We start from the raw sequence: 26,036 nt of genomic DNA on the forward strand, positions 1-26,036 counted from the left end.
GGCTGGTCGGCACGCCCGCGACGTTGGCGAAGCGGCTGATCGGCACGCCCGCGACGTTGGCGAAGCGGCTGGTCGGCGCATCCGTGCTGTCGGCGACGCCGTGGCCCACCGGGCTCGTCGTCCACGACGGCAGCGCGCTCGGCGGCGATCAGTCCGACTGGTCGGTGCGGCGGGCGGGGCGCATCGGATCGGCGGTGACCATCACTGGTGTCATGGCGTTCGCGACCCGGGCGCGACCGACCACCGGCTCCATCTGTCGGCGGAAACGGTCCCGCTCCTGCTCGGGCACGAGCGCGGCGGAACGCACCACCACGGCGGCCACCATGTCGTTGAGCTTGACCATCGCCGCCACCACGACGGGCAGCACCAGCACCGCCCACCAGGTCACCAGCTCCGCGAGGGCGAGCAGCACCGCCAGGGCGATGGCGCCCTCGAAGAAGAGGAAGCAGAGCACCCCTCCGGGGTTGACGAACCGCAGGCCGAGGAGCCGGGCGTAGAGCGGCCGGTACCGCTCCTCGTCGGCGGGCATGGTGGCCCACGCCGTACGGTTCGGCCCCGTCACCGGCTGCTGCCCTGCCGGGCGGCCGCCACCGAGAAGACCGCCCGCTCCAGGGCGTACGCCCGGTCGTCCGAGCCGCCCTTGACGGCCGCGTTGCACTCGGCGGCGACCTGCATGGCCCGGACCAGCCCCTCCGGCGTCCAGCCGCGCCCCTGCCGCTGCGCCCGCTCGATCTTCCAGGCCGGCATCCCGAGACTGCTGGCGAGCTGGTACGGGTTGCCTCGCCCGGCCGACGCCACCCGGGCCACCGTACGCACCCCGTCGGCCAGGGCGTCGGCGATGGGCACCGGGTCGACGCCGACGTGCAGGGCCCAACGCAGCGCCTCCAGAGCGGCCGGCACGTCGCCGACCATTGTGGCGTCCGCCACCGTGAAGCCGGTCACCTCGACCCGGCCCCGGTAGTAGCGGGCCACCGTCTCGGCGCTGATCCGCCCGTCGGTGTCGGCGATGAGCTGGGAGCAGGCGGCGGCCAGCTCGCGCATGTCGTTGCCGACGGCCGCGATCAGCGCCTCGGCGGCGTCGTCGGTGCACTTTCCGCCGGCCCGGCGTATCTCGTCGCGGACGAAGGCGACCCGTTCGCGGTGCCCCTTGAGCTTGGCGGCGGGGACTACCGTCGCACCGGCCGACCGCAGCCCGTCGGCGAACGCCTTGCCCTTGGCCCCGCCCAGGTGCAGCACCAGCAACTGGACGTCCGGGTCGGGATTCTTCGCATACGCCAGCAGCGCCGCGACCAGGTCCTTCCGGGCGTCCTGGCCGGAGCGCAGGATGAGCAGCCGCCGCCCACCGAACAGCGACGGGCTGAGCATCTCGGCGATCTCACCGACGGTGAGCGCACCTGCCTGGTACTCGCGAACGTCCGCCCCGGCGTCGATGCCGCGGACCCGCTCGACAGCTTCGGTCACGGCGCGCGTGGCGAGCAACTCCTCGTCGCCGAGGACGAGCAGAATGGGTGCGAGGCTGGCGGGGGTCACGTCGCCCATATTCGCACGGCCCATGGCGAGTACGGGCCTGCTCATTCGCCGCCCGGGCGGGACAGCCCGCACTTAGCGCAAATCCAGACATTTACCTCGGTTCACCATCTAATCCGCAAGACGGCCGTCATTTCCCTCCCGGTGTTGCAATTTCCACGCGAGGGCAGGCCGAATGGCGCCGGTCGCCTCTCACGATGGTCGTCCGGGTGGCACCCCTCGGTGGGCCACCGCGAGGCCGGCGCCGGTTCGGATCGCCGCCAGGTCGCCGTCGGTGTCGGTCCGCAGGACCCGGGTGCCGCTCCTGCTCAGCCGGGCCAGCAGCGCCGGGTTCGGGTGCCCGTAGGTGTTGCCCGCACCGACCGGCACCAACGCGACTGCCGGCCGGACGGCGGCCAGGAAGCCATCGTCCTGATACGCCGAGCCGTGGTGGGCGACCTTCAACACGTCCGCACGTAGCTGTTCCGGTGCCATGCGGGCCAACACGGCGTGCTGCTCCTCGGTCTCGGCGTCGCCGGGCAGCAGGATTCGCACGCCGGCGACGGTGGCGCGCAGCAGCAACGAGTTGTTGTTCGGGTCGGACCTGGTGCCGGCCAGCGGGTACGGAGGACCGAGCACGAGCAGGTCGACACCACCGACCCGATGCAACGCCCCGGCGGTGGTGCCGAGCAGCGCGGCCCGCCCGCTCATCGCCGCCGCCCGGACCGCGTCCCGGCCGCTCGCCGGGTCCGTCGATGGTGGCGTCAGCACGGCGGTCACCCGCCGGCCTCGGAACACCCCGGCCACACCGCCCACGTGGTCGACGTGGAAGTGACTGACCACCAGCAGCGGCACCTCCCGGATGCCCAGCCGCCGCAGGCACCCGTCCACCGCGCCCGGGTCCGGTCCGGCGTCGACAACCACCGCCCGGCCCGGGGCGACGGGCAGCACCAGGGCGTCGCCCTGCCCCACGGCACAGGCCACCACCACCCAGCCGGTCGGCGGCCAGCCGGTGGCCAGCAGTCGGACCGGGAGGGCGCCGAGCAGCGCGGCGAGAGCGACGATCGCCACCAGCCGGCGTACCAGCGGTCGACGTGCGGCGACCAGCAGCGCCACGGTCAGCCCGGCCAACAGCAGGGCACCCCAGGCGCCGCCCGGCCAGGGCAGGGTGCCGGCGGGGAGACGGGCGCCGTGGCGGGCGAGGACGACAAGCCACCAGGCCGGCCAGCTGGCCAGCCACGCGACGAACCCGGCGCCGGCCGGCCAGACCGGTGACAGCACGGCAGCCGTCACGCCCAGCACCGTGGCCGGAGCGATGGCCGGCACCGCCAGCAGGTTGGCCGGCACGGCCACCAGGCTGACCGTGCCGGAGATGCCGGCGACGACCGGCCCGCAGGCCACCTGGGCGGCCGCCGGCACCGCCAACGCCTCGGCCAACCCGGCCGGGACACCTCGGCGGCGCAGCCCGTCCCGCCAGCGCGGCGCGAGCAGCAGCAGACCCCCGGTGGCCAGCACCGACAGCGCGAACCCGGCGTCGCCGGCCAACTCGGGGTCGGCCAGCACCAGCACCGTGACGGCGGCGGCCAGTGCGGGCAGTGCGGCCCGGGGCCGACCGGCTGCCAGCGCGACGAGCCCGATCGCCCCCATCGTGGCGGCCCGGACGACGCTCGGCGACGGGCGGACCAGGATGACGAAACCCACAAGCGCCACCGCGCAGAGCAGGCCGGCGAGCCACGGGCCGGCGCGCGCCCAGCGGGCCACCAACAGCACCGCACCCAACACGATCGCGACGTTGCTGCCCGAGACGGCATTGAGGTGTGTCATCCCGGTCGCCCGGAAGTCCTCCTCGACGGCGGGTGGCAGGCGGCTGATGTCCCCCACGACCAGCCCTGGTAGCAGGCCACCCGGGTCGTCGGGGAGCGGCGCGCAGGCCCGCTGCAGGCCGCCTCGTAGCGTGCCGGCGGCGCGCTGCGCCCAGGACGGCGCACCGTGGCGCTCGGGGGGACCGGTGACGCCGAGCACCGCCGCGGTGAGATCGCCGCCGCGCGGAACACCGAGGCGACCCTCGGCGGTCACGCGCTGCCCGGGCAGCAGACCTCGCCAGCCCGGGTCGGTGGCCAGGACCAGCAGCCGCGCCGATGTGTGGACCCGCTGGCCGTTCGGCCCGGTCAGCCGTTTCAGCTCACTCGACACCAGCAGCATGCCGGGACGGCCGGCGGATCGGATCGGGCGTGGATCATCCCGGACGACCAGCTCGGCGGTGACCGGAGCACGCTGCTCGGCCAGGACGCGGATCGGCGGCGCGTCCCGGACGGCCAGGCGGCCGGCGGTCGCCGCCGCGCCACAGAGCACGCCGAGGCCGACCGCGACGACGATCCAGCCGTGCCGCCGGGCGGAAGCCCGGGGCTGACCGATTCTGCCGACCAGGTGCAGGGCGCTCAACGCCGAGAGCACGGCCGCTGTCCCGCCCACCAGCAGGAGCGGGCGGACGCCGACGTGCAGGCCGGTGAGCGCGGTGAGCCAGGCGGCCACGGCCAGCCCGGCGAGCCGAAGATCGGGCGGCGGGGCCCCGGGTGAAGCAACGGCGGCGCGACGCGACGGTGCCGGGCGACCAGCGCTCACACCGTCACCAGGTCCTTGAGCTGCTCGTAGCGCGCGTCACCGATCCCGTCGACCTGGCGCAGGTCACCGACGCCCTTGAACCCGCCGTGCTGATCCCGGTAGGCGAGGATCCGTTGGGCGAGCACCGGCCCCACCCCGGGCAGCGCGTCGAGCTGGGCCAGCGTCGCGGTGTTGAGGTTCAGCGGACCGCCGGCCGCCGGTGCTCCGCCAGCCGCCGGATCGGCCCCACCGCCCGGTGCCGGTGGTGGCGTCACCCCGACCACGATCAACTCGCCGTCGGTGACCTTGCGGGCGGGGTTGAGCAGCGCCACGTCGACCCCGGGCAGCGGGCCGCCTGCCGCCTGCACGGCGTCGGCGAGCCGCGCCCCGGCCGGCAGGCGCACCAACCCGGGCCTGCGGACTTTGCCCGCGACCGCCACCACCAGCTCGCCGGACGCCGAGGCGCTCCCCTGCTCCGACGCAACGGCCGGGGCCGCCTCGGCGGTCGGCGGGGCGACCGGTTCCGCGTGCGGCCGGGACCGCCAGGCCCAACCGGCGGCGGCCAGCACCACCACGAGGGCGACGACCGCCAGCGCCCGTACGCCGCGCCGCCCCGGATCGAACGCCCCGGGCCCGGGCAGCCGTGCCGCACCGCCGTCGGGTTCGGGTGGCACGTCCGCCGGGTTGGCCAGCGGCGCACCGACCCGGAGTGACGGCGGGAGCGTCTCCCCGAGCGGCCCGCCGCCACCCGTCCGGGCCGTCAACCGGCGCAGACGCTGGCGTACCTCTGTCTCCTCGTCCTGCGACACACCGCGACGCTAGGACGACGGGCGGAACGCCGGGGTGCTGCGACCTCGACCTGTGGACAACCGGCGCCACTGTGGACAACGCCCTGATCATGTCCGGATCTGCTATCGGCAACCCGGGACGACGACAGGTCGCGGCGCACCGGGGTCGGGCACGAGAGGTAGCGCGGGTGCATGGACAACCATTAATGTGAGAGGTGTGACGTGTGACGTCACGGTGAACCAGCGCCCAGCGGATCGATCCCGTACCGCGCCCACCCACCGGAAACGGGGCACGCGGCACGTCCCGCACCGCCGACCCGCGCCGTCCCGCTGGGGCCGCGCGCCCGCACGACGGACACCCTCCGTCGACGTCCGTGGGCCCCCGACCGCCTGGCCGCCACCCATCCCCACCACCCCACCAGCAGTGAAGAGGAATCCATGGACGTCAAGAGAAGGCTGAGCCGTTTGCTGGCCGCCGCGGGGACCCTGGTGGTCCTCGCCGCCGGCGCCGGCGCCTACGTGGTCTCGGAGACGCCCGGCGTCGCCCGGGCAGCCGGGACCGGCCCGTGCGACATCTACGCCGCCGGCGGCACGCCGTGCGTAGCCGCGCACAGCACCACCCGAGCCCTGTACGGCGCGTACAACGGCCCGCTCTACCAGGTCCGCCGCTCGTCGGACAACACCACCCGCGACGTCGGCGTGCTCGCTGCCGGCGGCGTCGTCAACGCGGCCACGCAGGACACGTTCTGCGCCAACACGAGCTGCGTCATCACGATCCTGTACGACCAGTCCGGCCGCAACAACCGCCTCACCCAGGCCCCACCCGGCTACTGGCCCGGTCCCCAGCCGGGCGGCTGGGACAATCTCGCCGACGCGAAGGCCGCCCCGATCACGATCGGCGGCCAGAAGGCGTACGGCGTCTACATCGCCCCCGGCACCGGATACCGCAACAACAACACGAACGGTGTCGCGACGGGCGACCAGCCGGAGGGCATCTACGCGGTCGTCGACGGCACCCACTACAACCAGTGGTGCTGCTTCGACTACGGCAACGCCCAGACGGACGGCCAGGCCGACTCGCCGGCCATCATGGAGACCGTCTACTTCGGCGCGAACAAGCAGTGGGGCTACGGCGCCGGCGCCGGCCCCTGGGTGATGGCCGACCTGGAGTGGGGGCTCTTCTCCGGGGTGAACGCCGGCTACAACAACATCGCGCCCATCAACCACCGCTTCGTGACCGCCATGGTCAAGGGCGAGCCGAACCACTGGGCGATCCGGGGCGGGAACGGGCAGTCGGGTGGCCTCACCACCTACTTCGACGGTCGACGCCCCAACGGCTACAACCCGATGAAGAAGGAGGGGGCCATCCTGCTCGGCATCGGCGGCGACAACAGCGTCTCCGGCCGGGGCACCTTCTTCGAGGGTGTGCTGACGTCCGGCTACCCGTCGGCCGCCACCGAAGACGCCGTCCAGGCCAACATCGCCGGCGCCGCGTACGCGCCAGCCGGCGGCGGCAGCCCGCAGCAGAACGTCCAGGTCGTGGGCGCCCAGTCCGGCCGCTGCGTCGACGTCCCCAACGGCACGACCACCAACGGCACCCAGGTGCAACTGTGGGACTGCATCAGCAACAGCGCCGCCCAACGCTGGACCTACACCGCCGGAAAGCAGATCCAGGTGTACGGCAACAAGTGCCTCGACGCCAACGGCCGGGGCACCGCCAACGGCACCCAGGTGATCATCTGGGACTGCAACGGCCAGACCAACCAGCAGTGGAACCTCAACTCCAACGGCTCCATCACCGGCGTCCAGTCGGGCCTCTGCCTCGACGCCAACAGCGCCGGCACCGCCAACGGCACGAAGCTCATCCTCTGGGCCTGCAACGGACAGCAGAACCAGCAGTGGGCCCTGCGTAGCTGATCACGCAGCCGGGCGTGCTGCCTCGGCGTCAGCGCCACGACGCGGAGGCAGCACGCTCGCGCCGAACCAACCGACCAGCGGATCAGCGGATCAGCGGATCAGCGGATCAGCGGATCAGCGGATCAGCGGATCAGCGGGCCTCCGGGTCGAGGCCGAGCACCGCTCGTCCGCCGTCGACCGGCAGCGTCACCCCGTTGACGAAGCTGGCGGCCGGCGACAGCAGGTACGCGACCGCCTCCGCCACCTCCTCCGCACGCCCGATCCGGCCCACGGGGTGCAGCCGGGTCAGCTCGGCGTCGATCCACTGGGCCTGGGACGGCTCCTGCGCGGCGAGGAACTCGGCGTGCCGCTCGGTGGCGATCGAGCCGAGCGCGACGGCGTTGGCGCGGATGCCGTGCCGCCCGTACTCGACGGCCAACGCCCGGGTCAGCCCCTCCACGGCGGCCTTCGCCGTGGCGTACGGCAGGGCGCCCGAAACCGGCCGGCGGGCCTGGTGCGACGAGACGTTCACGATGGCCCCGCCCGTGCCGTGCGCCAGGAACCGGCGGACCGCCACCGCCGCGCCCACCACGGCCGGGCGCAGGTTAAGCCCGATCAGGTCCAGGACGGTGTCGGCCGAGGCCGAGTGCAACGCCGCGTCCCGGAAGACCGCCGCGTTGTTCACCCAGCCGGTGAGTCGGGCAGCGCGCTCCGCCACCTCTGCGGCGTGCTCGGCCACCCGCTCGTCACCGGCGTCGCCGACCACCGACAGCAGGCGGTCGGCTGCCGGGTGTCCGGCCAGCCAGTCCACCGCCTCGGCGTCGCGCTCCACGACGACGACTGTGACGCCCGTCGTCACCAGCCGTTGCACCACGGCCCGGCCGACGCCGCGGCCGCCCCCGGTCACCACGCAGGCGGTGTCCACCGGCTCAGCTCTCCGACCGGCGGTGTACGACCACGCACGCCAGCCCCGGCCCGGCGTGCGCGGCGACCACCGCGCCGGCCTCGGAGACGTACGTGTCGCGTAGCCGGGCACCGAGCCGCTCGGTGAGCGCGGCGAGCAGCGCCTCGGCACGCTGCGGCGCGGCCAGGTGGTGCACGCCGAGGTCCACGTCGTCGTCGCCGGCGGCCTCGACGGCCAGGTCGACGAGACGGGCCACTCCCCGGCTGGCGGTACGCACCTTCTCGCGCAGCACTATCGCGCCGTCCGGCATGTGCATGATCGGTTTGACCGACAGGGCGGTGCCGAGCAGCGCCTCGGCCGCGTTGATCCGGCCGCCCCGGCGGAGGAACTCCAACGTGTCGACGTAGAACCAGACGGTGGTCCGGGCGACGGCGGCGAGCGCCGCGTCGCGTACACCCGTGAGGTCTGCCCCGGCCTCGGCGGCCGTGGCGGCCGCGATGGCCGGGAAGCCGAGTCCCATGCCGGCGGAGCGGCTGTCGACGACCTCGACGCGACCGTCGAGGTCGGCGGCGGCCAGCCGGGCCGCCTCGACGGTGCCGGACAGGCCGGAGGACAGGTGCACCGAGACGATGCCGTCGGCGCCGTCGTCGAGGAGGCGGCGGTACGTCCGGGCGAACTGCTCGGGCGCCGGGCGGGAGGTGGTCGCCGTGACCCGGCGGGCGCTCAGCGCCCGGGTGGCGTCGGCGGGCTGGGTCTCCACCCCTTCCAGCCCTTCCGCGCCGTTGAGCACGACGGTCAGCGGAATCACCGTCAGCCGGTGCGCGTGCGACAGCTCGGGCGGAAGGTAGGCGGTGGAATCGATGACGACCGCGACGGGCATGCCCGGCACGCTAGCCGATCGAGGCCCCGAACGCCGAAGCGCGAACCCTCAGATCGCGTCGACGGCGACCGGCGCGCTGATCAGGCCGACGTTGTGGGCCCGCAGCTGCCAACCCCGGACGTCCTGGGGACGGCCGACGGCCGGCGCGCTGGGTGCGCGCCGCAACTCGGTCCAGTGGCAGTTGGCCAGGGAGCCGACGCTGCGCAGCACGCCCGGGTCCCAGCCGAGCAGGTGACCGATGCCCTGCCGGGAGCCGCCGCCGTGGGTGGCGATGACCACCGTGCCGTCGGGGGCCGCGTCGGCCGCTTCCCGCAGGGCCGCGGCGACACGTTCACCGAGATCGTGCAACGGTTCCAGATCGGCGCCCGGGTCGGGGTCGCCGGCTCGCCAGCGGGCGTACTCGGCGGGGAACCGCTCGGCGACCTCGGTGAGGTGCAGGCCCTGCCACTGGCCGAAGTGCCGCTCGCGCAGCCGGGCGTCGGTGCGGACCGGCAGCCCGGTCAGCGCGGCCAACGCCGCCGCGGTCTCCGCGGCGCGACTCAGGTCGCTGGACACGATGGCGTCGGGATGCAGCGCCGCGAGCAGCGGCGCGGCGGCGCGGGCCTGGTCGCGGCCCCGCTCGTTGAGGGGTACGTCGGTCTGCCCCTGGACGCGGTTGGCGGCGTTCCAGTCGGTGTTGCCGTGCCGCCAGACGATCAGCCGGGTCATTCGGCCGCGGCGGTCCCGCCGGCGTCGGCCTCGACCAGGTCGCGGTCGACGAACGGGATGGTGGGGCAGTCCTTCCAGAGGCGGTCGAGCCCGTAGAACTCGCGCTCCTCGGTGTGCTGGACGTGCACCACGATGTCGACGTAGTCGAGCAGCACCCAGCGGCCGCCCCGCTCACCCTCGCGCCGGATCGGCTTGGCCTTCTCCGGAAGCTCCAGCAGGCGCTCCTCGATGGCGTCGACGATGGCGAGCACCTGACGCTCGTTGGGGGCGGCGGCGAGCAGGAACGCGTCGGTGATGGCGAGCTGGTCGCCGACGTCGATGATCGCGATGTCCTGCGCCTTCTTGTCGGCGGCGGCCTGGGCGGCAGCGATAGCCAGCTCGTGAGCGCGTTCGGAAACTGTCACCGTTCTCCTTCGATCAACCTGCGATGCTCCAAGCGTCTCACACCCGGCGAGGTCCCGACCCGTCAGTTCTGGTCGGTTAGGGGCACGAAGCGGTGCATACCGGGCGGGATCAGGGCTGATAGAGGCTTCGCTTGGCGATGTACTGCACCACACCGTCGGGCACCAGATACCAGACCGGCTCGCCCCGGGCCACGCGGGCGCGGCAGTCGGTCGACGAGATGGACATCGCGGGCACCTGGATCAGGCTGACCGTGTCCGCCGGCAGGTGCTTGTCGGTCAGCGGAAAGCCGGGCCGGGTCACCCCGATGAAGTGGGCCAGCTCGAAGATCTCGTCCAGGTCCTTCCAGGACAGGATGCGTTGCAGCGCGTCCGCGCCGGTGATGAAGAACAGCTGCACCTTGGGGCCGTACTCGGCCTGGAGGTCGCGCAGGGTGTCGACGGTGTAGGTCGGCCCGCTGCGGTCGATGTCGACGCGGCTGACCTGGAACCGGGGGTTGGAGGCGGTGGCGATGACCGTCATGAGGTACCGGTCCTCGGCGGGGCTGACCGGCTCGTCAGCCTTCTGCCAGGGCTGGCCGGTCGGGACGAAGACCACCTCGTCCAGGCCGAACCGGTCCGCCACCTCGCTGGCCGCGACGAGGTGCCCGTGGTGGATCGGGTCGAAGGTGCCGCCCATGATCCCGATCCGCCGGATATCTTCCTCCACCCCGTGATCGTAGGCCGGGCGTCCGGGGCGGCCATCCCGGCCCGGCAACGGGCGAGGCCGGCCCGGCACGCGCTGATCGACTCGCTTCCCGCGGTGATCGAATCGGCTTGCTGGAAATCGGTGGGTCGCACCGGCCCGGAATCCGCAACTTCATGGAACGCGAGTCGATCACTTGCAGGCGGACCCGGTGCGCGTATACTCGTTTACGAGTAATCGTTCACGAGCAAGGGAGGCAGGTCATGCCGAAGCGGCGCAAGGTCGGCAACCTGCTGGCACTGGCCGTGCTGTCCGCCCTGGTCCAGCGGCCGATGCACCCGTACGAGATGGCCACCACACTGCGCGCCTGGGGCAAGGACCAGGACATGGAGTTCAAGTGGGGCTCCTTCTACACGGTCATCGGCAATATGGACAAACACGGCATGATCGAGGCGGTCGAGAGCCTGCGCGAGGGGCGACGCCCGGAACGCACCGTCTACCGGATCACCGACGCCGGGCGGGCGGAGCTTGTCGACTGGGCGCGCGAGCTGGTCTCCACCCCGATGCCGGAGCATCCCCGCTTCCGGGCCGGTCTGTCCGTGCTCGCCGCCCTGCACCCGGACGAGGCCATCGACCTGCTGCGGCAGAGGCTGGACCTGCTGGACGACGCGCTGCGCCGGGACCGCGAGACGCTCGACACCTACCTGTCGGAGATCCCCCGGCTGTTCCTGGTGGAGTCGGAGTACGACCTGGCCGTGCGAGCCGCCGAGACAACCTGGCTGCGGGCCCTGCTCGCCGAGCTGACCTCCGGCAGCTACCCGGGACTGGACATGTGGCGGGCCTTCCACGAGACCGGCGAGATGCCGGCCGAGCTGACCGAGCTGGCAGAGAGGACCGGCAGCGCCCCGGACACCACCGACTGAGAAAGACAGCTCCGGCGGGGTGCGCCAACACCCCGCCGGAGCCCTACCTCGAACCGACACCTGAGCAGGCACCCGGCCCGAAGCGGCAACCACGAGGATAACCGGGTTCCCTCCCAGGTCGGTTCGCGCGCACGCACCGACGACACCCAGGGAGAGAGCATGACCACGGTACGAACCGCGATCGTCATCGGCGGCGGCATCGCCGGCCCGGTGACGGCACTCGCACTGCACCGCGCCGGCATCACCGCCACCGTCCACGAGGCGTACCCGGCCACGGCCAGTGGGGTGGGCGGCATCGGCGGCACCCTCGCGCTCGCGCCCAACGGCGTGGCGGCCCTGCGGGCGGTCGGCGCCGACGAGGCGGTGACGGCGACCGCCACCCCGATCGACCGCAGTGTCATGGCCGTCGGCCGTCGACGCATCGACCTGCCCACGCTGGCCGGGGTGCCGCCGCTGCGGGTGGTGCACCGTGCCGAGCTGCACCGCGTACTGCACGACCGGGCGGTCGCCGAGGGCGTCGCCTTCGCCTACGGCCGGCGCCTGGTGGCCGTCGAGCAGACCGACAGCGGCGTGACCGCCCGCTTCGAGGACGGCAGCACGGCCACCGCCGACGTCCTGGTCGGCGCGGACGGAATCCGGTCGACGGTCCGTGGCCTCATCGACCCGGCCGCGCCCGGCCCCCGATTCACCGGACTGCTCAGTTTCGAGGCGGTGGCCCGGCACGAGGTGGGTGTCGCGCCGGGCACGATGACGTTCGCGTTCGGGCGACGTGGCTACTACCTGTACTGGCCGGAGCCCGGCGGCGGCACCCGCTGGGGTGCCAACCTGCCGCAGCAGCGACCCATGAGTCTCGTCGAGGCCCGCGCGGTGCCGGCGGACCAGTGGCTGGACACGCTGCGCACCAGCTACGGCGACGACGACCCGGGGCGGGAGCTGATGGCCACCAGCGCAGCCGACGAACTCCAGGTGGTCGGCTCGTTGCAGATCATGCCGCCGGTGCCGCACTGGTACCGGGGGCGGATGGTGCTGGTCGGCGACGCGGCACACGCGCCGTCGAACAGCTCCGGGCAGGGCGCCTCGCTCGCCATCGAGAGTGGCGTGCAGCTCGCCCGCTGCCTGCGGGACCTGCCCGACGTGGCGTCGGCGTTCGACGCGTACGTGCGGCTGCGCCGCAACCGGGTCGAGAAGGTCGCCGCCCGCGCGGCGCGGATCAACCACGCCAAGGCCCCGGGGCCGGTCGCCCGCACGCTGATGCCGCTGCTGATGCCGCTGCTCGTGCGGACGGCGATGGACCCGGAGCGGACCATCGCCCACGAGCAGCGCTACGTCATCGACTTCGACACACCGGTGACGGCGGAGCCCGCGCTGCGCTGAACGCCTGGCGCGGGGTGCCGTCACGCCACCCCGCGCCCGCCTCGGCTCAGGCCGCCGCGGCGGCCACCGCCGTCCGGGCGACGAGCGCGCGCCGCAGGTCGTCGTCCGCGTCGGTGACCACCCGGCGCAGGCCCGGGGTCAGGTCGTCGCGGGCCAGCAGCGCCGCGGCCGCCTCCCGCGTCGGCTGCGCCACGGCGTAGTGGGGAAACGCCAGCTTGGCCACCCGGTCGGCCGTCCACGCGGTACGCCGACGCGCGGCAGCCGGCATCTCGGTGAAGTACCGCTCGACGTACGGGGCGGTCAGTTCCGCCTGCTCGGGCTGCCAGAACCCCTCGGCCGTCGCCTCCAGCAGCCGGTTGGACAGTTCGGTGTCACGCACGATGATCTCCCAGGCCGTCTGCTTCGCGGCCGGGTCGCCCACGGCGGCCCGGCAGCGGGCGGCCCGTTCCGCGCCGGTGGAGCTGACGTCGGCGGCCGCCTCGGCGGCGATCTCCGCCTCGCCTGCCGCGCCCAGCACCACGAGCCGGCGCAGCACCACCCACCGCAGCTCGGCGTCGACCTTCAACCCGGCCGGCACGTCCCGGCCGGCGAGCCAACCGACAAGCAGGTCCGTGTCGGTGGTCGCGGCGATCCAGCCACGTGCGGCGGCGAGCTGCAACGACTCCCCCGCCGTGGCGCCGTCCAGCAGCTGCCGGCAGGCCAGGGCGATCCGGGCCAGCGCCGCCGACCGGGCCAACGGGTCGAGATAGCGGTCCACCAGGGACCGGCTGAGGGTCAGCACGTCCTCCGCGATGATCACCTCGGTCTCGGCGGGCAGCGCCGCGACCATCAGGTCGACCAGGCCGCCGACCGGCCGCTCGCCGTCGGTCACCGCGTCCAGCGCCTCGCTCCAGAGCACCGCCCGGGTCAGCGGGTCGGTCAGGCTCGGCAGGACCAGCGCGACGGCGTCCGCCGACGCCTCGTCGAGGCGCACCTTGGCGAAGGTCAGGTCGCCGTCGTTGAGCAGCAGCAACTGGGCCGCCGGCTCGCCTGTCAGCTCGCCGAGCACGGTCCGACCGCCGTCGACGGCCGGGTCGAGATCCACCTCGGCACGCCGCACGGTGCCGTCCGCCGCGTACCGGCCCACGCCGATCCGGTGCGGACGCAGCACCGGATGCGACGCGGGCGCGGTCTGCACCACTGCGACCTCGGTGTAGCGGCCGTCGGCGTCGACGGCGACCTCGGCGCGCAGCGTGTTCACCTGCGGCCGACGCAGCCACAGGTCGGCCCAACCGGACAGGTCCCGGCCGCTGGCCGCGCTCAGGCTGGCCAGCAGGTCGGCGAGGGTGGCGTTGCCGAAGCGGTGCGCGGCGAAGTGCGCGTTCAGGCCGGCGAGGAACGCCTCGTCGCCGAGCCACGCCACGAGCTGCCGCAGGACTGAGGCGCCCTTGGCGTACGAGATGCCGTCGAAGTTGAGCAGGCCCTCGTCGGCGTCGGCCACCTCCTCGGGGGCCACCGGGTGGGTGGAGGGGCGCTGGTCGGCGGCGTACCCCCAGGCCTTGCGACGCATGGCGAACGTCGTCCACGACTGGTCGAAGCGAGTCGCCTCGGCGGTGACCCGGGTGCCCAGGTACTCCGCGAAGGACTCGTTGAGCCACAGGTCGTCCCACCAGCGCATGGTGACCAGGTCGCCGAACCACATGTGGGCCATCTCGTGGGCGATCGTGGTGGCCCGCAGCTCGCGCTGGGTGTCGGTGACCGCCGAGCGGAACACGTAGTCGTCGCGGAAGGTGACGATGCCCGGATTTTCCATCGCGCCGGCGTTGAACTCGGGGACGAACGCCTGGTCGTACTTGCCGAACGGGTAGCGCTCGGTGAAGAGCTTGTGGAACCGGTCCAGGCACTGCCGGGTGACGGTGAAGATCTCCTCGGCGTCGGCGTCCAGGTGCTCGGCGAGCGACAGTCGACAGTAGAGGCCCAGCGGAACGCCGTCGTGCTCGGCCCGCAACACGTGGTACGGACCGGCGATCAGCGAGAAGAAGTACGTCGAAAGCGGCGCGCTCGGGGCGAACTCCCAGCGCCCCGGGGCCGGGTTGGCGGCCACCTCGGCGTTGCTGGAGACCGTCCACCGCGGTGGCGCGGTGACTGAGAGGGTGAACGACGCCTTGAGGTCGGGCTGGTCGAACGCGGCGAAGATGCGCTGCACGTTGTCGAGGAACGTCACCGCGTAGAGGTAGGTCTCGCCGTCGGCCGGGTCGACGAAGCGATGCATCCCCTCCCCTGCGTTGGAATACGCCATCTCCGCCTCCACGAACAGGGTGTTCGTCGCGGCGAGATCGGCCAACGGCAGCCGGTTGTCGGTCAACGAGCCGGGGTCGAGGTCGCGGTCGTTGAGGCGTACCGCCAGGAGGTTGGCGGGCTTGACCTCGGCGAAGGTCGCGGTGCCGGGCGTCGCCCGGAACCGGATCTCGACGCGGGAACGGAACACGTCCCCGTCGCCGGTCAGGTCGAGGTCCACCTGATAGGACTCGACAGTAATCGCCGCGCCACGCGCGGTCGCCTCTACACGGGTCAGGCTCGGCATCCGCTTATCCTGCCCGATGGGGATCGGCACGCGGTCCCCAGACGGTCCCGGCACTGGAGGAAAGAACCATGGCGCAGCACCCCAAGGGCGACTTCGACCTCTCCCGGGCGGTCTGGCAACGGGCCGAGGGGGACACCTCGGAGAGCGCCGTCGAGGTCGCGTTCGTCGACGACCTGATCGGGATGCGCAACTCCGCCGAGCCGGACGGCCCCGTGCTCGTCTTCACCCAGGCCGAGTGGGACGCGTTCGTCGCCGGCGCGCAGGACGGCGAGTTCGACCTGGACTGATCGCGCGGTGGTCGCGGGTGGCGAGGCACGACTGCCGCCCGCGACGCCAGGTCAGGCATCACCGTCGCCCCAGCCGAGACCACCCGGCCCCGGCGCGTGGTGGAAGCCGGGATGCTCGGCGACATCGACGCAACGCTCCCCGTCCGGGCCGACGGCACCGCAGAACAGTCGCTCGGCCCGGTGCCAGGCGTCGGCCGGTGACAGGGCCGCCGCACCGAGGGCCACCTCCGGGCGGAGCAGGCTCAGCGCCTCCGCGTACGCCACTGCCTGCTCGCGGGCGTCGGCCGTGCCCGGCGCGGTGAAGCCCAGGTGCACGGTGAAGAACCGGCGCGGCCTCGGCGGCCGACCGGGCGGGCCGATGAGTGGCCGGGCACGATCCGCGCCCATCGCCCCGACCGCCCGCCGTTGCCGCCAGTGCGGCGACCTGTTGTCGTGCATTCGCCCTCCCCGTGGTCGTGGCCGTCGGCCCGCCGGGGGCCGCGCCGGCCGACCGGTGCTGCCGGCTCATGGCGGCCCCACCAGCAAGCCAACCAGGTTTCGCCGCCCGTGGGAGGGGCCAGCCGACGCGCTGTCGGCGCGGGGATTCAGCGGCGCCGACACGGGTAGACGCCCGACGGCGACGCCGGCCACCACCCGCATCCGAGGAGGCCCGATGGCGACCATGCCTGCCGACCGCACGCCGGACAGCACCCTCGCCCTGCTCCGGGCCGGCTACCGGTTCATCGGTGAGCGGTGCGACAGGTACGGCAGCGATGTCTTCCAGACCCGGATCCTGCTCGCGCCGACCATCTGCCTGCGGGGCCGGCCGGCGGCGATGCTCTTCTACGACAACGAGCGCTTCCAGCGGGACGCCGCCATGCCCCTGCGGGTCCAGCGGACGCTCACCGGCCGCGGTGGTGTGCAGGGGCTGGACGGATCCGAGCACTTCCGCCGCAAGGCCATGTTCATGTCGATCATGACGCCGGCGGCCATCCAGCGCCTCGGACAGCTCTTCGACGACGAGTGGCGGGCGCGGATCCCCGCATGGGAGGCGGCCGGGTCGCTGCCGCTCTACGACGAGCTGGGCCGGCTGCTGACCCGGGTGGTCTGCGCCTGGGCCGGGGTGCCGCTGGCCGAGTCGCAGGTCGACCGCCGCGCCGTCGACCTGCACGCCATGATCGAAGGTCCGGCGGTCGTCGGCTCACGGCACTGGCGGGGTCTCTTCGCCCGCCGTCGCGCCGAGCGCTGGATCGGCGACCTCGTCGAACGCGCCCGGACCGGCATCCACCCGGCGCCGGCCGGCAGCCCGCTGGAGATCGTGTCCGAGCACCGCGACGCGCGCGGGGCTCTGCTCCCCCGTCGGATCGCCGCCGTCGAACTGCTCAACCTGCTGCGCCCGGTGGTCGCCGTGGATCGGTACATCGTCTTCGCCGCGCTCGCCCTGCGCGACCATCCCGGCTGGCGACAGCGGGTCCACGGCGACGACGAGGCCACCGAGCAGTTCGTCCAGGAGGTACGTCGCTACTACCCGTTCTTCCCGATGGCCGCCGCCCGGGTCCGACGCTCGTTCGACTGGGAGGGCCACCACTTCCCGCGCGGACGGCGGGTGCTGCTCGACCTGTACGGCACCAACCACCACCCGGCGCTCTGGCCCGAGCCGGAACTGTTCCGCCCCGAGCGCTTCGCCGGCCGCCACGTCGACCCGTTCGAGCTGATCCCGCAGGGCGGCGGCGACCACACCACCGGGCACCGCTGCGCCGGCGAGTGGATCACCGTCGACCTGATGAAGCGGGCGGTCACCAACCTGACCGGCGGCATGCGCTACGACGTTCCGCCGCAGGACCTGACCCTGGACCTGCGGCGGATGCCCGCGCTGCCGCCCAGCGGCCTGACCCTCACCAACATCCGCCGCGCCTGACCCCGTCCCGTCGATGCCGGGAGGCGCCGACGGGACGGGGTGCGCGACGGTCAGGGGTGCAGGACGCTGCGCAGACAGCCGTCCTGCTTCTTCTCGAACAGCTCGTAGCCCCGCGCACCCTGTTCCAGGGGGATCGGGTGGGTAGCCAGGTAGCCGGGGTCGATCTCACCAGCGGCCAGCCGGTCGAGCAGCATGGGGATGTAGCGCTGCGCGTGCATCTGCCCCATCCGCAGCACCAGGGCCTTGTTCATGGCCGCGCCGAGCGGAAACTTGTCGATCAGGCCGGCGTACACGCCGACGATGCTCACCGTGCCGCCCTTGCGGCAGGCCATGATCGCCTGCCGGACCGAGGTGGGCCTGTCGGTCTGCAACCGCGCCGACTGCTTCACCCGGTCGTACGCGTAGGTCGGCCCGACGTCGTGCGACTCCATCCCGACCGCCTCGATGCAGGCGTCCGGCCCGCGTCCACCGGTCAGCTCGCGCAGCGCCTCCAGCACATCGGTCTCGGCGTAGTTGATCGTCTCGACGCCGACCCGCTCCGCCGCCGTGGCCAACCGGTCCGGGAAACGGTCGATCATGATGACCCGCTCGGCGCCGAGGAGTTGCGCCGAGCGGGCCGCCATCTGGCCGACGCCGCCGGCGCCCCACACGGCGACCACCTCCCCGCCGGTGAGCCCGCAGAAGTCCGCCGCCATCCACCCGGTGGGCATCGCGTCGGAGGCGAACACCACCGAGTCGTCCGGCACCCCCTCGGGTACGCCGAACGCGCCGACGTCGCCGAACGGCACCCGGATGTACTCGGCGTGCGAACCCGCATAGCCACCCGCCGCGTGCGAGTAGCCCAGGATGCCGGCCGGCGAGTGCCCCCACAGCTTCTCCGTGAACACCGGCTGCGGATTGGAGTTGTCGCAGAGCGAGTACTGCTCGGTCCGGCAGTACCAGCAGCCACCGCAGGCGACCACCGAACCGACCACCACCCGGTCGCCGACCCGGTGCTGCCGTACGCCCGGCCCGACCTCCACCACCTCGCCCATGAACTCGTGGCCGAGGATGTCCCCCTCCCGCATCGCCGGCAGGTACCCGTTGATCAGGTGCAGGTCCGAACCGCAGACGCTGCTGGCCCGTACCCGCACGATGAGGTCTCCCTCGGCGCGGATCTTCGGTTCCGGCACGTCCCGGACGGCCAGCTTGCCGACGCCTTCCCAGCAGAGCGCCCTCACGCCCGTCCTCCCGTCATCAGCTTCTCCCGCATCCGGTCGGTCGCCCGCTCCTGGGCCGGACTCCGGCCGGACGGGTCACGCCGGGTGTCGATCACCTGGCCGCACTCGACGAGCGCCTTCGCCCGGCGCAGCGTGTCCCGCAACGCCAGGTCCGGTTCGTCGCCGCCGACCAGCCCGAACAGCCGGCGCACAGGCCCCGAGCGGTAGCGCAGCTCGGCGCGGATCTCGGTGCCCCGGCCCTGCGGGGCGTCGGTCAACTCGATCCGCCCCTCCTGCGGCGTCGACGTGTCCTCGACCCGCCAGCGCAGCGCACCCGGCTCGTCGACGGTGATCTCCGCCCGCCACTCGGTGCCACGACCGGCGGGATCACGTGCCACACAGCGCCAGCGACGCTCGTCGAGCTGGTCCAGGGTCGCCCACTCGCCGAGGGCGCGGTCCAGCCGCTCGCGGTCGGTCCAGAAACCGATCACCGCGTCCCGGGGCCGGTCCACGGTCACCGCGCGGCGCACCACGTACCAGCCGTCCTGCCGGTCGGGCTGGTGTCGGCGCCGACGGCGGGCGACCACCCGTCCGACGCCGACGGCGGTCGCCGCGCCGACACCGAGCAGCGCCCACCTCGTTCCGTTGTTGGTCATGTTCGTCTCCTTCACCCGTCGTGCGGGGATGGACTGCCGTATCGGCACCGCTACCCCCGGTCCGGCGGCCGAAACGACATCCCGGTTTGGATCGCGCCAGGGCGGGCACGTGCAGCGGGCGGCCCGCCCACCGCCGGGCGCGGACCGCCTGCTCAGGAGGCGCCGATGCCCTCGAAGGCCACCGGTGACGCCGCCCGCCGAGCCGGGCACGGCCACACCGGCACGCCGCCGACCACCCTGCCGATGACGTACGTACTGCCGCTGCGCTGGCACACCGACGCCGGTCTGGACGAGCTGACCGGCTACCTGCGCTGGCTGAGCGGCCTCGTCGAGGTGCTCGTCGTCGACGGGTCACCTCCGGAGCTCTTCGCCCGGCACGCGGCGGCATGGCGAGGGCTGGTCCGGCACCTTCCGCCCGACCCCGCCGGGCGGGGGCTCAACGGCAAGGTGGTCGGGGTGCACACCGGCCTCGACGCGGCATGCCACGAACACGTGGTCATCGCCGACGACGACGTCCGGTACGACGAGGCCGGGCTGCGCGCCGTGCACCGACTGCTGGGCCGGGTCGACCTGGTCCGGCCGCAGAACTACTTCGACCCGCTGCCCTGGCACGCCTGGTGGGACACCGGGCGGACGCTGCTCAACCGGGCGCTCGGGAACGACTACCCCGGCACCCTCGCGGTACGCCGCAGCACGTTCCTCGCCATGGGCGGGTACGCCTCGGATGTGCTCTTCGAGAACCTGGAGCTGATCCGCACCGTGCGCGCGTACGGCGGGGCGGAGGTCGCGCCGCCCTGGCTGTACGTACGCCGGCTGCCGCCGGACGCGGCGCACTTCCGTGGCCAACGGGTCCGCCAGGCGTACGACGATCTGGCCCAGCCGGCCCGCCTGCTGACCGCGCTCGCGGTCCTGCCGGCGCTTGCCGCGGCTGTCGCGTCCCGCCGGCCCCGGCTGCTGCTCGGCACGGCGGCCGCTGTCGTCGCCGTGGCCGAGGTGGGCCGCCGCCGCGCGGACGGCGGGATCGTCTTCCCACCGAGCACCTCGCTGGCCGCCCCCCTCTGGCTGCTCGAACGTGGCATCTGCAGCTGGTTCGCGGTCGCCCAGCGCCTCCTGCACGGCGGAGTCCGCTACGGCAACTCCCGTATCCGTCAGGCCGCTCGCCGACCGGGCCGAGGCGGGCGCTGAGCAGGCGTCCGTGGCGCGACCGTGCCGGGGTGGACGTGCGACAGCTCGCGGCCACCGGAGTGACCGCGAGCTGTCGGCGATGTGCGGTGAGCTCAGGAGCTGACCTGCTGGCGGGCCTGCTGGGCCTGGTCCTTGACGTCCTGGGCGGCCGAGCGGCCGTCGTCCTTGACCGCGTGCACGGCGTCCTGGGCTGTGGACTTCACCGACTCGGCGGCGTGCTGGGCCGGCCCGCGCAGCTCGTCCTTGAGCTCGCTGGCCACCTCGCCCAACTTCTCCTTCACGGCGCCGCTGTGCTCGCTGACCTTGTCCTTGACCTGCGTGGCGGCCTGCTGCTCCCGCTGGGAGGCCGGGATCAGCGAGGAGGCCAGCCAGCCGACCCCGAAGGCGATCAGGCCGGCGGCCAGCGGGTTGCCCTGCGACTTCTGCCGGATGACCCGGGGCGCGCTGTGGGCGGCGTCGCTGACCGAGGAGGCCGCCGAGTGCGCGGCATCGCTGACGCTGGAGGCCGCCGACGAGGCGCGGTCACCCACCGAGTGGGCGGCGTGGCCGGTGCCGTGGCCGAGGTCAGAAGCGGTTCCCATGACCTTGTCCCTCACATTCTGCAGCGCGGAACGGGCCCGCTGCTTGCGGTCGTCGACGATGCGGCTCGGGCTGACCTTGTAGGCCAGGGCGTCCACATCGGAGCTGAGGCTGTTGCGGGTGGCTTCGATCTCCCGGCGGATCTGGTCGGGATCGGTGCTCATCGGGTGACTCCCTCCGGGTGGGGCTTGAGCGCGTCGGGGATCCGCTGCACGCTGTCGTTGGTCTGCTTGAGCCCGCGTACGTGCTGGGCGTTCTTCTTGGCCATCGAGTAGAGGACCGCGGCGACCACGGCCCAGATGACGGCCACGATCAGCGCGGCCAGGCCGGAGTCCATGACGTTGTCCAAGAACTGCCAGATGGCGATGGAGACGAACAACGCCACCATGTAGCCGCCGAAGCCGGCGCCGCCGAAGAGGCCCGCGGCCTTGCCGGCCTTCCTGCCCTCCTGGCGGATCTCGGCCTTGGCCAGCTCGACCTCCTGACGCATCAGCGTCGACAGGTCGGTGGTGACCTGGCGCATCAGGTCACCGAGTGAGCTGCCCTTCACGTCCGCCGCGGTGTGCGGGGCGCCCGCGTCGGGGTGGTATCCGGAGTCCAGGCCGGACCCCTGCGTCGGCATGGTCATGCCGTCGCCTCCCTTCGGATGACTCGGCGCCTCACGGGCGGGGGCTGCCGCTGGACGGCACGCCCGGCAGCGGGTCGGTCTGGGTCACCGGCGGCAGCGGCTGACCGGTGCTGGCCGGCTCGGAGTAGCCACCCGCACCGCCCGGCGTGGGGTCGGTGTAGCCGCCCGGCGTCGGGTCGACGTAGCCGCCGGAGGTCGGCTCGGTGTACGTCCCGGGAGTCGGGTCGAGGTAGCCGCCCGGCGGGGTGGCGTCGGGGGCCGTCCGGGGCGCGGGCGGCGGCGTGGGGATCACCGCGGTCTGCTCCGGGTCGTACGCCCCCGCGCCGCGGTAGCCCGCGGAGCCGTTGCCGGAGTGGTCACCGGAGTCGGAGATGCTGCGGGTCAGGCGCCCGGCCAGCACGCCGAGCACCGCCGCGCCGACCAGAAAGGTGCCCGGGTTGCGCCGCGCGTAGTCGCGTACCTCGTTGATCAGGTCGCCGGGCTCGCGCTCCTCCAGCCAGCCGGCCACACCGTGCACCCGGTCGGCGGCCTGCCGGGCCAGCTCGCTCACCGGGCCGGCCTGGCCACCCTGCTCGGCCATCGAGCGCATCTCGTCGGCGATCGACCGCAGTCCACCGGCGGCCCGTCGCTGCTGCTCACCGGTCTGGCTGGCGAGCTGGCTGCGGGCCTCACCGTAGAGGTTGCGGGCCTGCCGGGCAGCCTCGCGGCCGACCTCGGTGCCCTGCTCCTTGGCGGTCTGGGCGACCGCGCCACCGGCGTGCGCCGCCTCGGACCCGACGTGGCGGGCCTGCTCGCGGACGCCGCCGCCGTTGGTGGACTCGTGCCCGTACGTGGAAGACGTGGGTGACAGATCGTAAGTCATGATTTCCCTTCCGCTCGGAAAGTCGTCGCGGTTGTGCTGGGGGATGCGGCCGTGACGCCGTGGCCGCTGACAATTCACCTACCCTGCGTTTCGGCTTCCATACCTCTTCGTGCATTTCTCTGCGGAGGCGGCGGGTTCGACTTCAAAATGGAGGATCGTCGGGCTGCGTCACGTCGCCGCTGCGGACAGCGAGGTTCGCCGGACGGCAGATCCACCGGAGGGGGCAGGGATGGCACGAGACGCGCGAGGTGGCCGACCTGCCACGCCCCGGCCCCGGGTGCAGGTGGTCGCGCTGGTCGTGGCCGGGGTCTTCCTGCTGATCGGCATCCTCGGCTACATCCCCGGCATCACCACCGACTACGGCGAGCTGACCTTCGCCGGGCACCACTCGGACGCCAAGCTGCTCGGGCTGTTCCAGGTGTCGATCCTGCACAACGCGGTGCACCTGCTGTTCGGCCTGGTGGGTCTGGTGCTGGCCCGCAGCGTCGCCGGCGCCCGGCTCTTCCTGGCCGGCGGTGGGGCGATCTACCTGGCCCTCTGGCTGTACGGCCTGGCGATCGAGGCGGTCGACGAGGACGGCGGCGCGAACATCCTGCCGGTCAACTCCGCCGACAACTGGCTGCACCTCGCGCTCGGCTTCGGCATGCTCGCGCTCGGGCTGCTGCTGTCCAACCAGGCGGGCACCGGCGGACGCCTGGACACCCCGATCGACAGGCCCTGAGCTGCTAATTCAGTGGTTTGGCGGCGTCCGTGGCGTGGGTAGGTGACCAGCCGAGGATCCGTGAAGGGGGTCGATGATGCCTCGCTGGATACGCGACAACGCGCTGGCAGCCGCCATGCTGGGCGCTTTCCTGGTCTTCCTGGTGTTGCAGAGCATCTTCGGCTGGCAGACCCACAACGAGGAGCTGACCGAGTTCGGCGCCGCCCCGCTCAGCTGGCCGGCGTACCTGGCCAGCGGGCACTTCGCCGAGGCGGTCTTCGAGAACTGGGAGTCGGAGTTCCTCCAGATGGGCGGGTACGTGCTGCTCACCGCGTACCTGGTGCAGCGGGGCTCGGCCGAGTCGAAGCCGGTGGACCAGACCGACCGGCCGGAGGACGATGAGCGCCGCGCGACAGCCCGGTCACCGTGGCCGGTACGCGCCGGTGGCCTTCCGCTGGTGGTCTACCGCAACAGCCTCTCCCTCGCGCTGCTGCTGATCTTCGCCGGCTCGTTCGTCGGGCACCTGCTCGGCGGCACCGCCGCCTACAACCAGGAGCAGGCGTTGCAGAGCGGCGCGCCGCCGATCGGCGTGTGGGACTTCCTCGGCACCAGCGACTTCTGGTTCCAGTCGATGCAGAACTGGCAGAGCGAGTTCCTGGCGGTCGGCGCCCTGATCCTGCTGAGCATCGTCCTGCGTCAGCACGCGTCGCCGGAGTCGAAGCCGGTCACCGTGGCGCACGCCGAGACCGGCGCCTGACCCCCGGCGCGGCCGGGCCGACCGCCGCCGTCAGGCCGCGACCGGGAGCCGCTTGGCAAAACAGACGCTGTACGGGTTGCCGACATACTCGCCGTACACCGGGATCGGTTCGTAGCCGCATGAGGTGTACAGCGCGATGGCCGCCGGGAGGTACGTGCCGGTCTCCAGGCAGACCACCGCGTGCCCCTGCCGGAAGGCGCACTCCTCCAGCGCGGCGACCAGTTGACGGGCGACGCCCCGCCCCCGGTACGCCGGCCGGACGTACATCCGCTTGATCTCGCCGGTGGCGGCGTCGAGGGCCTGGAGCCCACCGCAGGCGATCGCCCGACCGTTCACCACCACCGCGAGGTAGCGGACGTCCTCGTGGGGAACGAAGACCTGCCCGTCCACCCCGCCGTCGGCCTCGCGCAGCTCACGCTGCTGGGCGACGAGCAGGGCGGCGACCTCGGGATCGGTGGCGGGCCGCGACTCGATCAGCATCACTCCACGCTAGGCGGGGTGGATTTCGCGGAGGTTTCCGGAAGTCGTCCCGATCACGGAGAGCAACGGGCTACTCGGCGTCGTCCTCATCGATCTCGTCGACGTCGTAGTCGGACGCGTCCGCGCCCACCTCGTCCGCCGAGCGCACCCGGCGGGCCTTGCGCGCGGCGAGCCGCTCCGCCGCCGAGGCCCGGTTCGACTTCTCCTCCAGGCGGACGTCGGTGCCCCGGTTGCCGGGCACGAACTCCACACCCGCGTACAGCGTCGGCTGCCAGTCGAACTCCCGCTCACCGATCCGGACCAGGTCACCGGGCTGGGCGCCGGCCTTGGCGAGCTTGTCCTCCACGCCGAGCCGGGCCAGCCGGTCGGCGAGGTAGCCGACGGCCTCGTCGTTGTCGAAGTTCGTCTGCTTGACCCACCGCTCCGGGCGTACGCCGCGCACGGTGAACGAGCCGTCGGCCTCGGTCGTAATGGTGAAGCCGTCGTCGTCCACTGCCATCGGCCGGATCACGATCCGGGTCGGCTCGGCCGGCGGGGCGGCCTTGCGCTCCGCGTCGACCAGCTCGGCCATCGCGTACGTCAGCTCCTTGAGCCCCTCGCGGGTGGCCGCGGAGACCTCGAACACGCGGTAGCCGCGCTCCTCCAGATCCGGGCGCACGATCTCGGCGAGGTCCCGGCCGTCCGGCACGTCGACCTTGTTCACGGCCACCAGTCGCGGGCGGTCGGTCAGCCCGCCGTACTGGCTCAGCTCGGCCTCGATGGCGTCGATGTCGGCTACCGGGTCACGGCCGGGCTCGAGGGTCGCCGAGTCGATGACGTGCACCAGCACGGCGCAGCGCTCGATGTGCCGCAGGAACTCCAACCCCAGCCCCTTGCCGTTGGCCGCGCCCGGGATCAGGCCCGGAACGTCGGCGACGGTGAAGGTGTGGTTGTCCATCCGGACCACGCCGAGGTTGGGCACGAGGGTGGTGAACGGGTAGTCGGCGATCTTCGGCTTCGCGGCGGAGATCACCGAGATCAGCGACGACTTACCGGCCGACGGGAAACCCACCAGGCCCACGTCCGCGACGCTCTTCAGCTCCAGCACGATGTCCAGCTGATCGCCGGGCTCGCCCAGCTCGGCGAAGCCTGGCGCCTTGCGCTTGGCGTTCGCCAGCGAGGCGTTGCCGCGACCGCCACGCCCGCCCCGCGCCACCTCGAAGGTGGTGCCGGCACCGACCATGTCGGCCAGCACGGTGCCGTCGGTGGTCTGGACCACCGTGCCGTTGGGCACCTTCAGCACCAGGTTGTGGCCGTTGGCCCCGTCCCGGTTCGACCCGGCGCCGCCCTTGCCGTTGTCGGCCTTGACGTGCGGGTGGAAGTGGAAGTCGAGCAGCGTGGTCACCTGCGGGTCGACGACGAGCGACACGCTGCCGCCGTGCCCGCCGTTGCCGCCGTCCGGCCCACCGAATGGCTTGAATTTCTCGCGGTGGATCGAGACACAACCGTGCCCACCATCGCCGGCCTGCAGATGCAGGACGACCCGGTCAACGAACGTCGCCACGGCGTCAATCCTTCCAGCGAGGTCCAACCCCGCA

At 72.9% G+C, this 26,036-nt stretch carries 26 protein-coding genes; 8 read left to right on the forward strand and 18 right to left on the reverse strand.

Features of this window, described 5'->3' with window-relative positions; genetic code table 11:
- Positions 1-148 precede the first annotated feature (148 nt).
- From AB0K10_RS30620 to AB0K10_RS30635, 4 genes are all read right to left on the reverse strand, one after another.
- Positions 149-562: a hypothetical protein gene (locus AB0K10_RS30620; RefSeq protein WP_363689274.1), complete on the reverse strand. Its 414-nt coding sequence runs from the start codon at positions 560-562 to the stop codon at positions 149-151.
- A complete protein-coding gene (holA, locus tag AB0K10_RS30625) occupies positions 559-1,539 on the reverse strand; it encodes a DNA polymerase III subunit delta (protein WP_363689368.1) in 981 nt (326 codons plus the stop codon). The genes AB0K10_RS30620 and holA overlap by 4 nt, the downstream gene beginning before the upstream one ends.
- A 180-nt stretch (positions 1,540-1,719) precedes the next feature.
- Entirely contained in the window at positions 1,720-4,128 is a 2,409-nt protein-coding gene (locus AB0K10_RS30630; RefSeq protein WP_363689276.1) for a ComEC/Rec2 family competence protein, read from the reverse strand.
- Positions 4,125-4,916 (reverse strand): ComEA family DNA-binding protein, encoded by a 792-nt coding sequence (locus tag AB0K10_RS30635; RefSeq protein ID WP_363689278.1) that lies wholly within the window; start codon positions 4,914-4,916, stop codon positions 4,125-4,127. Before AB0K10_RS30635 ends, AB0K10_RS30630 begins: the two co-directional genes overlap by 4 nt.
- 417 nt (positions 4,917-5,333) lie before the next feature.
- On the opposite strand from AB0K10_RS30635, the gene AB0K10_RS30640 reads away from it, so the two are divergent.
- On the forward strand, positions 5,334-6,812 hold the full coding sequence (locus tag AB0K10_RS30640) for an arabinofuranosidase catalytic domain-containing protein (RefSeq protein WP_363689280.1): 1,479 nt from the start codon (positions 5,334-5,336) through the stop codon (positions 6,810-6,812).
- 130 nt (positions 6,813-6,942) lie between these two features.
- Here AB0K10_RS30640 and AB0K10_RS30645 read toward each other — a convergent pair whose 3' ends face one another.
- The 5 genes from AB0K10_RS30645 to nadD form a co-directional block, all read right to left on the reverse strand.
- Complete coding sequence (locus tag AB0K10_RS30645; RefSeq protein ID WP_363689282.1) at positions 6,943-7,716, reverse strand: SDR family oxidoreductase; 774 nt, start codon at positions 7,714-7,716, stop codon at positions 6,943-6,945.
- Between the two features lie 4 nt (positions 7,717-7,720).
- On the reverse strand, positions 7,721-8,575 hold the full coding sequence (locus AB0K10_RS30650) for a DegV family protein (protein ID WP_363689284.1): 855 nt from the start codon (positions 8,573-8,575) through the stop codon (positions 7,721-7,723).
- A 48-nt stretch (positions 8,576-8,623) separates the two neighbouring features.
- The gene (locus AB0K10_RS30655) at positions 8,624-9,283 is read right to left on the reverse strand and encodes a histidine phosphatase family protein (protein WP_363689286.1); all 660 of its coding nucleotides are present in this window, start codon (positions 9,281-9,283) and stop codon (positions 8,624-8,626) included.
- Entirely contained in the window at positions 9,280-9,687 is a 408-nt protein-coding gene (gene rsfS, locus AB0K10_RS30660; RefSeq protein WP_007464025.1) for a ribosome silencing factor, read from the reverse strand. The genes AB0K10_RS30655 and rsfS overlap by 4 nt, the downstream gene beginning before the upstream one ends.
- 109 nt (positions 9,688-9,796) lie before the next feature.
- Entirely contained in the window at positions 9,797-10,393 is a 597-nt protein-coding gene (gene nadD / locus AB0K10_RS30665; RefSeq protein WP_363689288.1) for a nicotinate-nucleotide adenylyltransferase, read from the reverse strand.
- 239 nt (positions 10,394-10,632) lie between these two features.
- Between nadD and AB0K10_RS30670 the strand changes: the two genes are divergently transcribed.
- On the forward strand, positions 10,633-11,292 hold the full coding sequence (locus AB0K10_RS30670) for a PadR family transcriptional regulator (RefSeq protein WP_363689290.1): 660 nt from the start codon (positions 10,633-10,635) through the stop codon (positions 11,290-11,292).
- A 159-nt stretch (positions 11,293-11,451) separates the two neighbouring features.
- Complete coding sequence (locus AB0K10_RS30675) at positions 11,452-12,666, forward strand: FAD-dependent monooxygenase (protein ID WP_363689292.1); 1,215 nt, start codon at positions 11,452-11,454, stop codon at positions 12,664-12,666.
- Positions 12,667-12,712: 46 nt separating this feature from the next.
- Here the strand turns inward: AB0K10_RS30675 and pepN are convergent, their stop codons facing one another.
- Positions 12,713-15,229, reverse strand: coding sequence for an aminopeptidase N (gene pepN / locus AB0K10_RS30680; protein WP_363689294.1), 2,517 nt, complete (start codon positions 15,227-15,229; stop codon positions 12,713-12,715).
- Positions 15,230-15,297: 68 nt separating this feature from the next.
- Here pepN and AB0K10_RS30685 point away from each other — a divergent pair, with 68 nt between their 5' ends.
- The gene (locus AB0K10_RS30685) at positions 15,298-15,516 is read left to right on the forward strand and encodes a DUF397 domain-containing protein (protein ID WP_091346888.1); all 219 of its coding nucleotides are present in this window, start codon (positions 15,298-15,300) and stop codon (positions 15,514-15,516) included.
- Between the two features lie 51 nt (positions 15,517-15,567).
- On the opposite strand, the gene AB0K10_RS30690 is transcribed toward AB0K10_RS30685, so the two are convergent.
- On the reverse strand, positions 15,568-15,954 hold the full coding sequence (locus AB0K10_RS30690; protein ID WP_363689296.1) for a hypothetical protein: 387 nt from the start codon (positions 15,952-15,954) through the stop codon (positions 15,568-15,570).
- 214 nt (positions 15,955-16,168) lie between these two features.
- Between AB0K10_RS30690 and AB0K10_RS30695 the strand changes: the two genes are divergently transcribed.
- Positions 16,169-17,413, forward strand: a complete 1,245-nt coding sequence (locus AB0K10_RS30695; RefSeq protein WP_363689298.1) for a cytochrome P450 — start codon at positions 16,169-16,171, stop codon at positions 17,411-17,413.
- Between the two features lie 50 nt (positions 17,414-17,463).
- Here AB0K10_RS30695 and AB0K10_RS30700 read toward each other — a convergent pair whose 3' ends face one another.
- Together AB0K10_RS30700 and AB0K10_RS30705 are read right to left on the reverse strand one after the other, a co-directional pair.
- The gene (locus AB0K10_RS30700; protein WP_363689300.1) at positions 17,464-18,633 is read right to left on the reverse strand and encodes a zinc-dependent alcohol dehydrogenase; all 1,170 of its coding nucleotides are present in this window, start codon (positions 18,631-18,633) and stop codon (positions 17,464-17,466) included.
- Positions 18,630-19,268: a cyclase gene (locus AB0K10_RS30705; RefSeq protein WP_363689302.1), complete on the reverse strand. Its 639-nt coding sequence runs from the start codon at positions 19,266-19,268 to the stop codon at positions 18,630-18,632. Before AB0K10_RS30705 ends, AB0K10_RS30700 begins: the two co-directional genes overlap by 4 nt.
- A gap of 165 nt (positions 19,269-19,433) precedes the next feature.
- On the opposite strand from AB0K10_RS30705, the gene AB0K10_RS30710 reads away from it, so the two are divergent.
- Positions 19,434-20,453, forward strand: coding sequence for a glycosyltransferase (locus AB0K10_RS30710; protein ID WP_363689304.1), 1,020 nt, complete (start codon positions 19,434-19,436; stop codon positions 20,451-20,453).
- 92 nt (positions 20,454-20,545) lie between these two features.
- On the opposite strand, the gene AB0K10_RS30715 is transcribed toward AB0K10_RS30710, so the two are convergent.
- From AB0K10_RS30715 to AB0K10_RS30725, 3 genes are read right to left on the reverse strand one after another with little or no spacing between them, the layout of a single operon-like run.
- Positions 20,546-21,196, reverse strand: a complete 651-nt coding sequence (locus tag AB0K10_RS30715) for a DUF3618 domain-containing protein (protein ID WP_363689306.1) — start codon at positions 21,194-21,196, stop codon at positions 20,546-20,548.
- On the reverse strand, positions 21,193-21,660 hold the full coding sequence (locus tag AB0K10_RS30720; RefSeq protein ID WP_363689308.1) for a phage holin family protein: 468 nt from the start codon (positions 21,658-21,660) through the stop codon (positions 21,193-21,195). Before AB0K10_RS30720 ends, AB0K10_RS30715 begins: the two co-directional genes overlap by 4 nt.
- 31 nt (positions 21,661-21,691) lie before the next feature.
- On the reverse strand, positions 21,692-22,522 hold the full coding sequence (locus tag AB0K10_RS30725) for a hypothetical protein (protein ID WP_363689310.1): 831 nt from the start codon (positions 22,520-22,522) through the stop codon (positions 21,692-21,694).
- Positions 22,523-22,751: 229 nt separating this feature from the next.
- On the opposite strand from AB0K10_RS30725, the gene AB0K10_RS30730 reads away from it, so the two are divergent.
- Positions 22,752-23,243, forward strand: coding sequence for a DUF4383 domain-containing protein (locus AB0K10_RS30730; RefSeq protein ID WP_363689312.1), 492 nt, complete (start codon positions 22,752-22,754; stop codon positions 23,241-23,243).
- Between the two features lie 76 nt (positions 23,244-23,319).
- A complete protein-coding gene (locus AB0K10_RS30735; protein WP_363689314.1) occupies positions 23,320-23,979 on the forward strand; it encodes a DUF6766 family protein in 660 nt (219 codons plus the stop codon).
- 30 nt (positions 23,980-24,009) lie between these two features.
- On the opposite strand, the gene AB0K10_RS30740 is transcribed toward AB0K10_RS30735, so the two are convergent.
- Positions 24,010-24,459: a GNAT family N-acetyltransferase gene (locus AB0K10_RS30740; RefSeq protein ID WP_363689316.1), complete on the reverse strand. Its 450-nt coding sequence runs from the start codon at positions 24,457-24,459 to the stop codon at positions 24,010-24,012.
- A 70-nt stretch (positions 24,460-24,529) separates the two neighbouring features.
- Positions 24,530-26,002: a GTPase ObgE gene (obgE, locus tag AB0K10_RS30745; RefSeq protein ID WP_363689318.1), complete on the reverse strand. Its 1,473-nt coding sequence runs from the start codon at positions 26,000-26,002 to the stop codon at positions 24,530-24,532.
- Between the last annotated feature and the right edge of the window lie 34 nt (positions 26,003-26,036).

Source organism: Micromonospora sp. NPDC049274, assembly GCF_040678875.1.
Classification (GTDB): Bacteria; Actinomycetota; Actinomycetes; order Mycobacteriales; family Micromonosporaceae; genus Micromonospora.

What these genes read in the sequence shown, in the direction of transcription:
- AB0K10_RS30655 (WP_363689286.1), bottom strand. Translation starts at nt 9,283, where the DNA reads ATGACCCGGCTGATCGTCTGGCGGCACGGCAACACCGACTGGAACGCC.
- AB0K10_RS30710 (WP_363689304.1), top strand. Translation starts at nt 19,434, where the DNA reads ATGCCCTCGAAGGCCACCGGTGACGCCGCCCGCCGAGCCGGGCACGGC.
- AB0K10_RS30670 (WP_363689290.1), top strand. Translation starts at nt 10,633, where the DNA reads ATGCCGAAGCGGCGCAAGGTCGGCAACCTGCTGGCACTGGCCGTGCTG.
- AB0K10_RS30675 (WP_363689292.1), top strand. Translation starts at nt 11,452, where the DNA reads ATGACCACGGTACGAACCGCGATCGTCATCGGCGGCGGCATCGCCGGC.
- pepN (WP_363689294.1), bottom strand. Translation starts at nt 15,229, where the DNA reads ATGCCGAGCCTGACCCGTGTAGAGGCGACCGCGCGTGGCGCGGCGATT.
- holA (WP_363689368.1), bottom strand. Translation starts at nt 1,539, where the DNA reads ATGGGCGACGTGACCCCCGCCAGCCTCGCACCCATTCTGCTCGTCCTC.
- AB0K10_RS30695 (WP_363689298.1), top strand. Translation starts at nt 16,169, where the DNA reads ATGGCGACCATGCCTGCCGACCGCACGCCGGACAGCACCCTCGCCCTG.
- AB0K10_RS30705 (WP_363689302.1), bottom strand. Translation starts at nt 19,268, where the DNA reads ATGACCAACAACGGAACGAGGTGGGCGCTGCTCGGTGTCGGCGCGGCG.
- AB0K10_RS30735 (WP_363689314.1), top strand. Translation starts at nt 23,320, where the DNA reads ATGCCTCGCTGGATACGCGACAACGCGCTGGCAGCCGCCATGCTGGGC.
- AB0K10_RS30715 (WP_363689306.1), bottom strand. Translation starts at nt 21,196, where the DNA reads ATGAGCACCGATCCCGACCAGATCCGCCGGGAGATCGAAGCCACCCGC.
- AB0K10_RS30640 (WP_363689280.1), top strand. Translation starts at nt 5,334, where the DNA reads ATGGACGTCAAGAGAAGGCTGAGCCGTTTGCTGGCCGCCGCGGGGACC.
- AB0K10_RS30720 (WP_363689308.1), bottom strand. Translation starts at nt 21,660, where the DNA reads ATGACCATGCCGACGCAGGGGTCCGGCCTGGACTCCGGATACCACCCC.
- AB0K10_RS30730 (WP_363689312.1), top strand. Translation starts at nt 22,752, where the DNA reads ATGGCACGAGACGCGCGAGGTGGCCGACCTGCCACGCCCCGGCCCCGG.
- AB0K10_RS30650 (WP_363689284.1), bottom strand. Translation starts at nt 8,575, where the DNA reads ATGCCCGTCGCGGTCGTCATCGATTCCACCGCCTACCTTCCGCCCGAG.
- AB0K10_RS30685 (WP_091346888.1), top strand. Translation starts at nt 15,298, where the DNA reads ATGGCGCAGCACCCCAAGGGCGACTTCGACCTCTCCCGGGCGGTCTGG.
- AB0K10_RS30690 (WP_363689296.1), bottom strand. Translation starts at nt 15,954, where the DNA reads ATGCACGACAACAGGTCGCCGCACTGGCGGCAACGGCGGGCGGTCGGG.
- AB0K10_RS30725 (WP_363689310.1), bottom strand. Translation starts at nt 22,522, where the DNA reads ATGACTTACGATCTGTCACCCACGTCTTCCACGTACGGGCACGAGTCC.
- AB0K10_RS30740 (WP_363689316.1), bottom strand. Translation starts at nt 24,459, where the DNA reads ATGCTGATCGAGTCGCGGCCCGCCACCGATCCCGAGGTCGCCGCCCTG.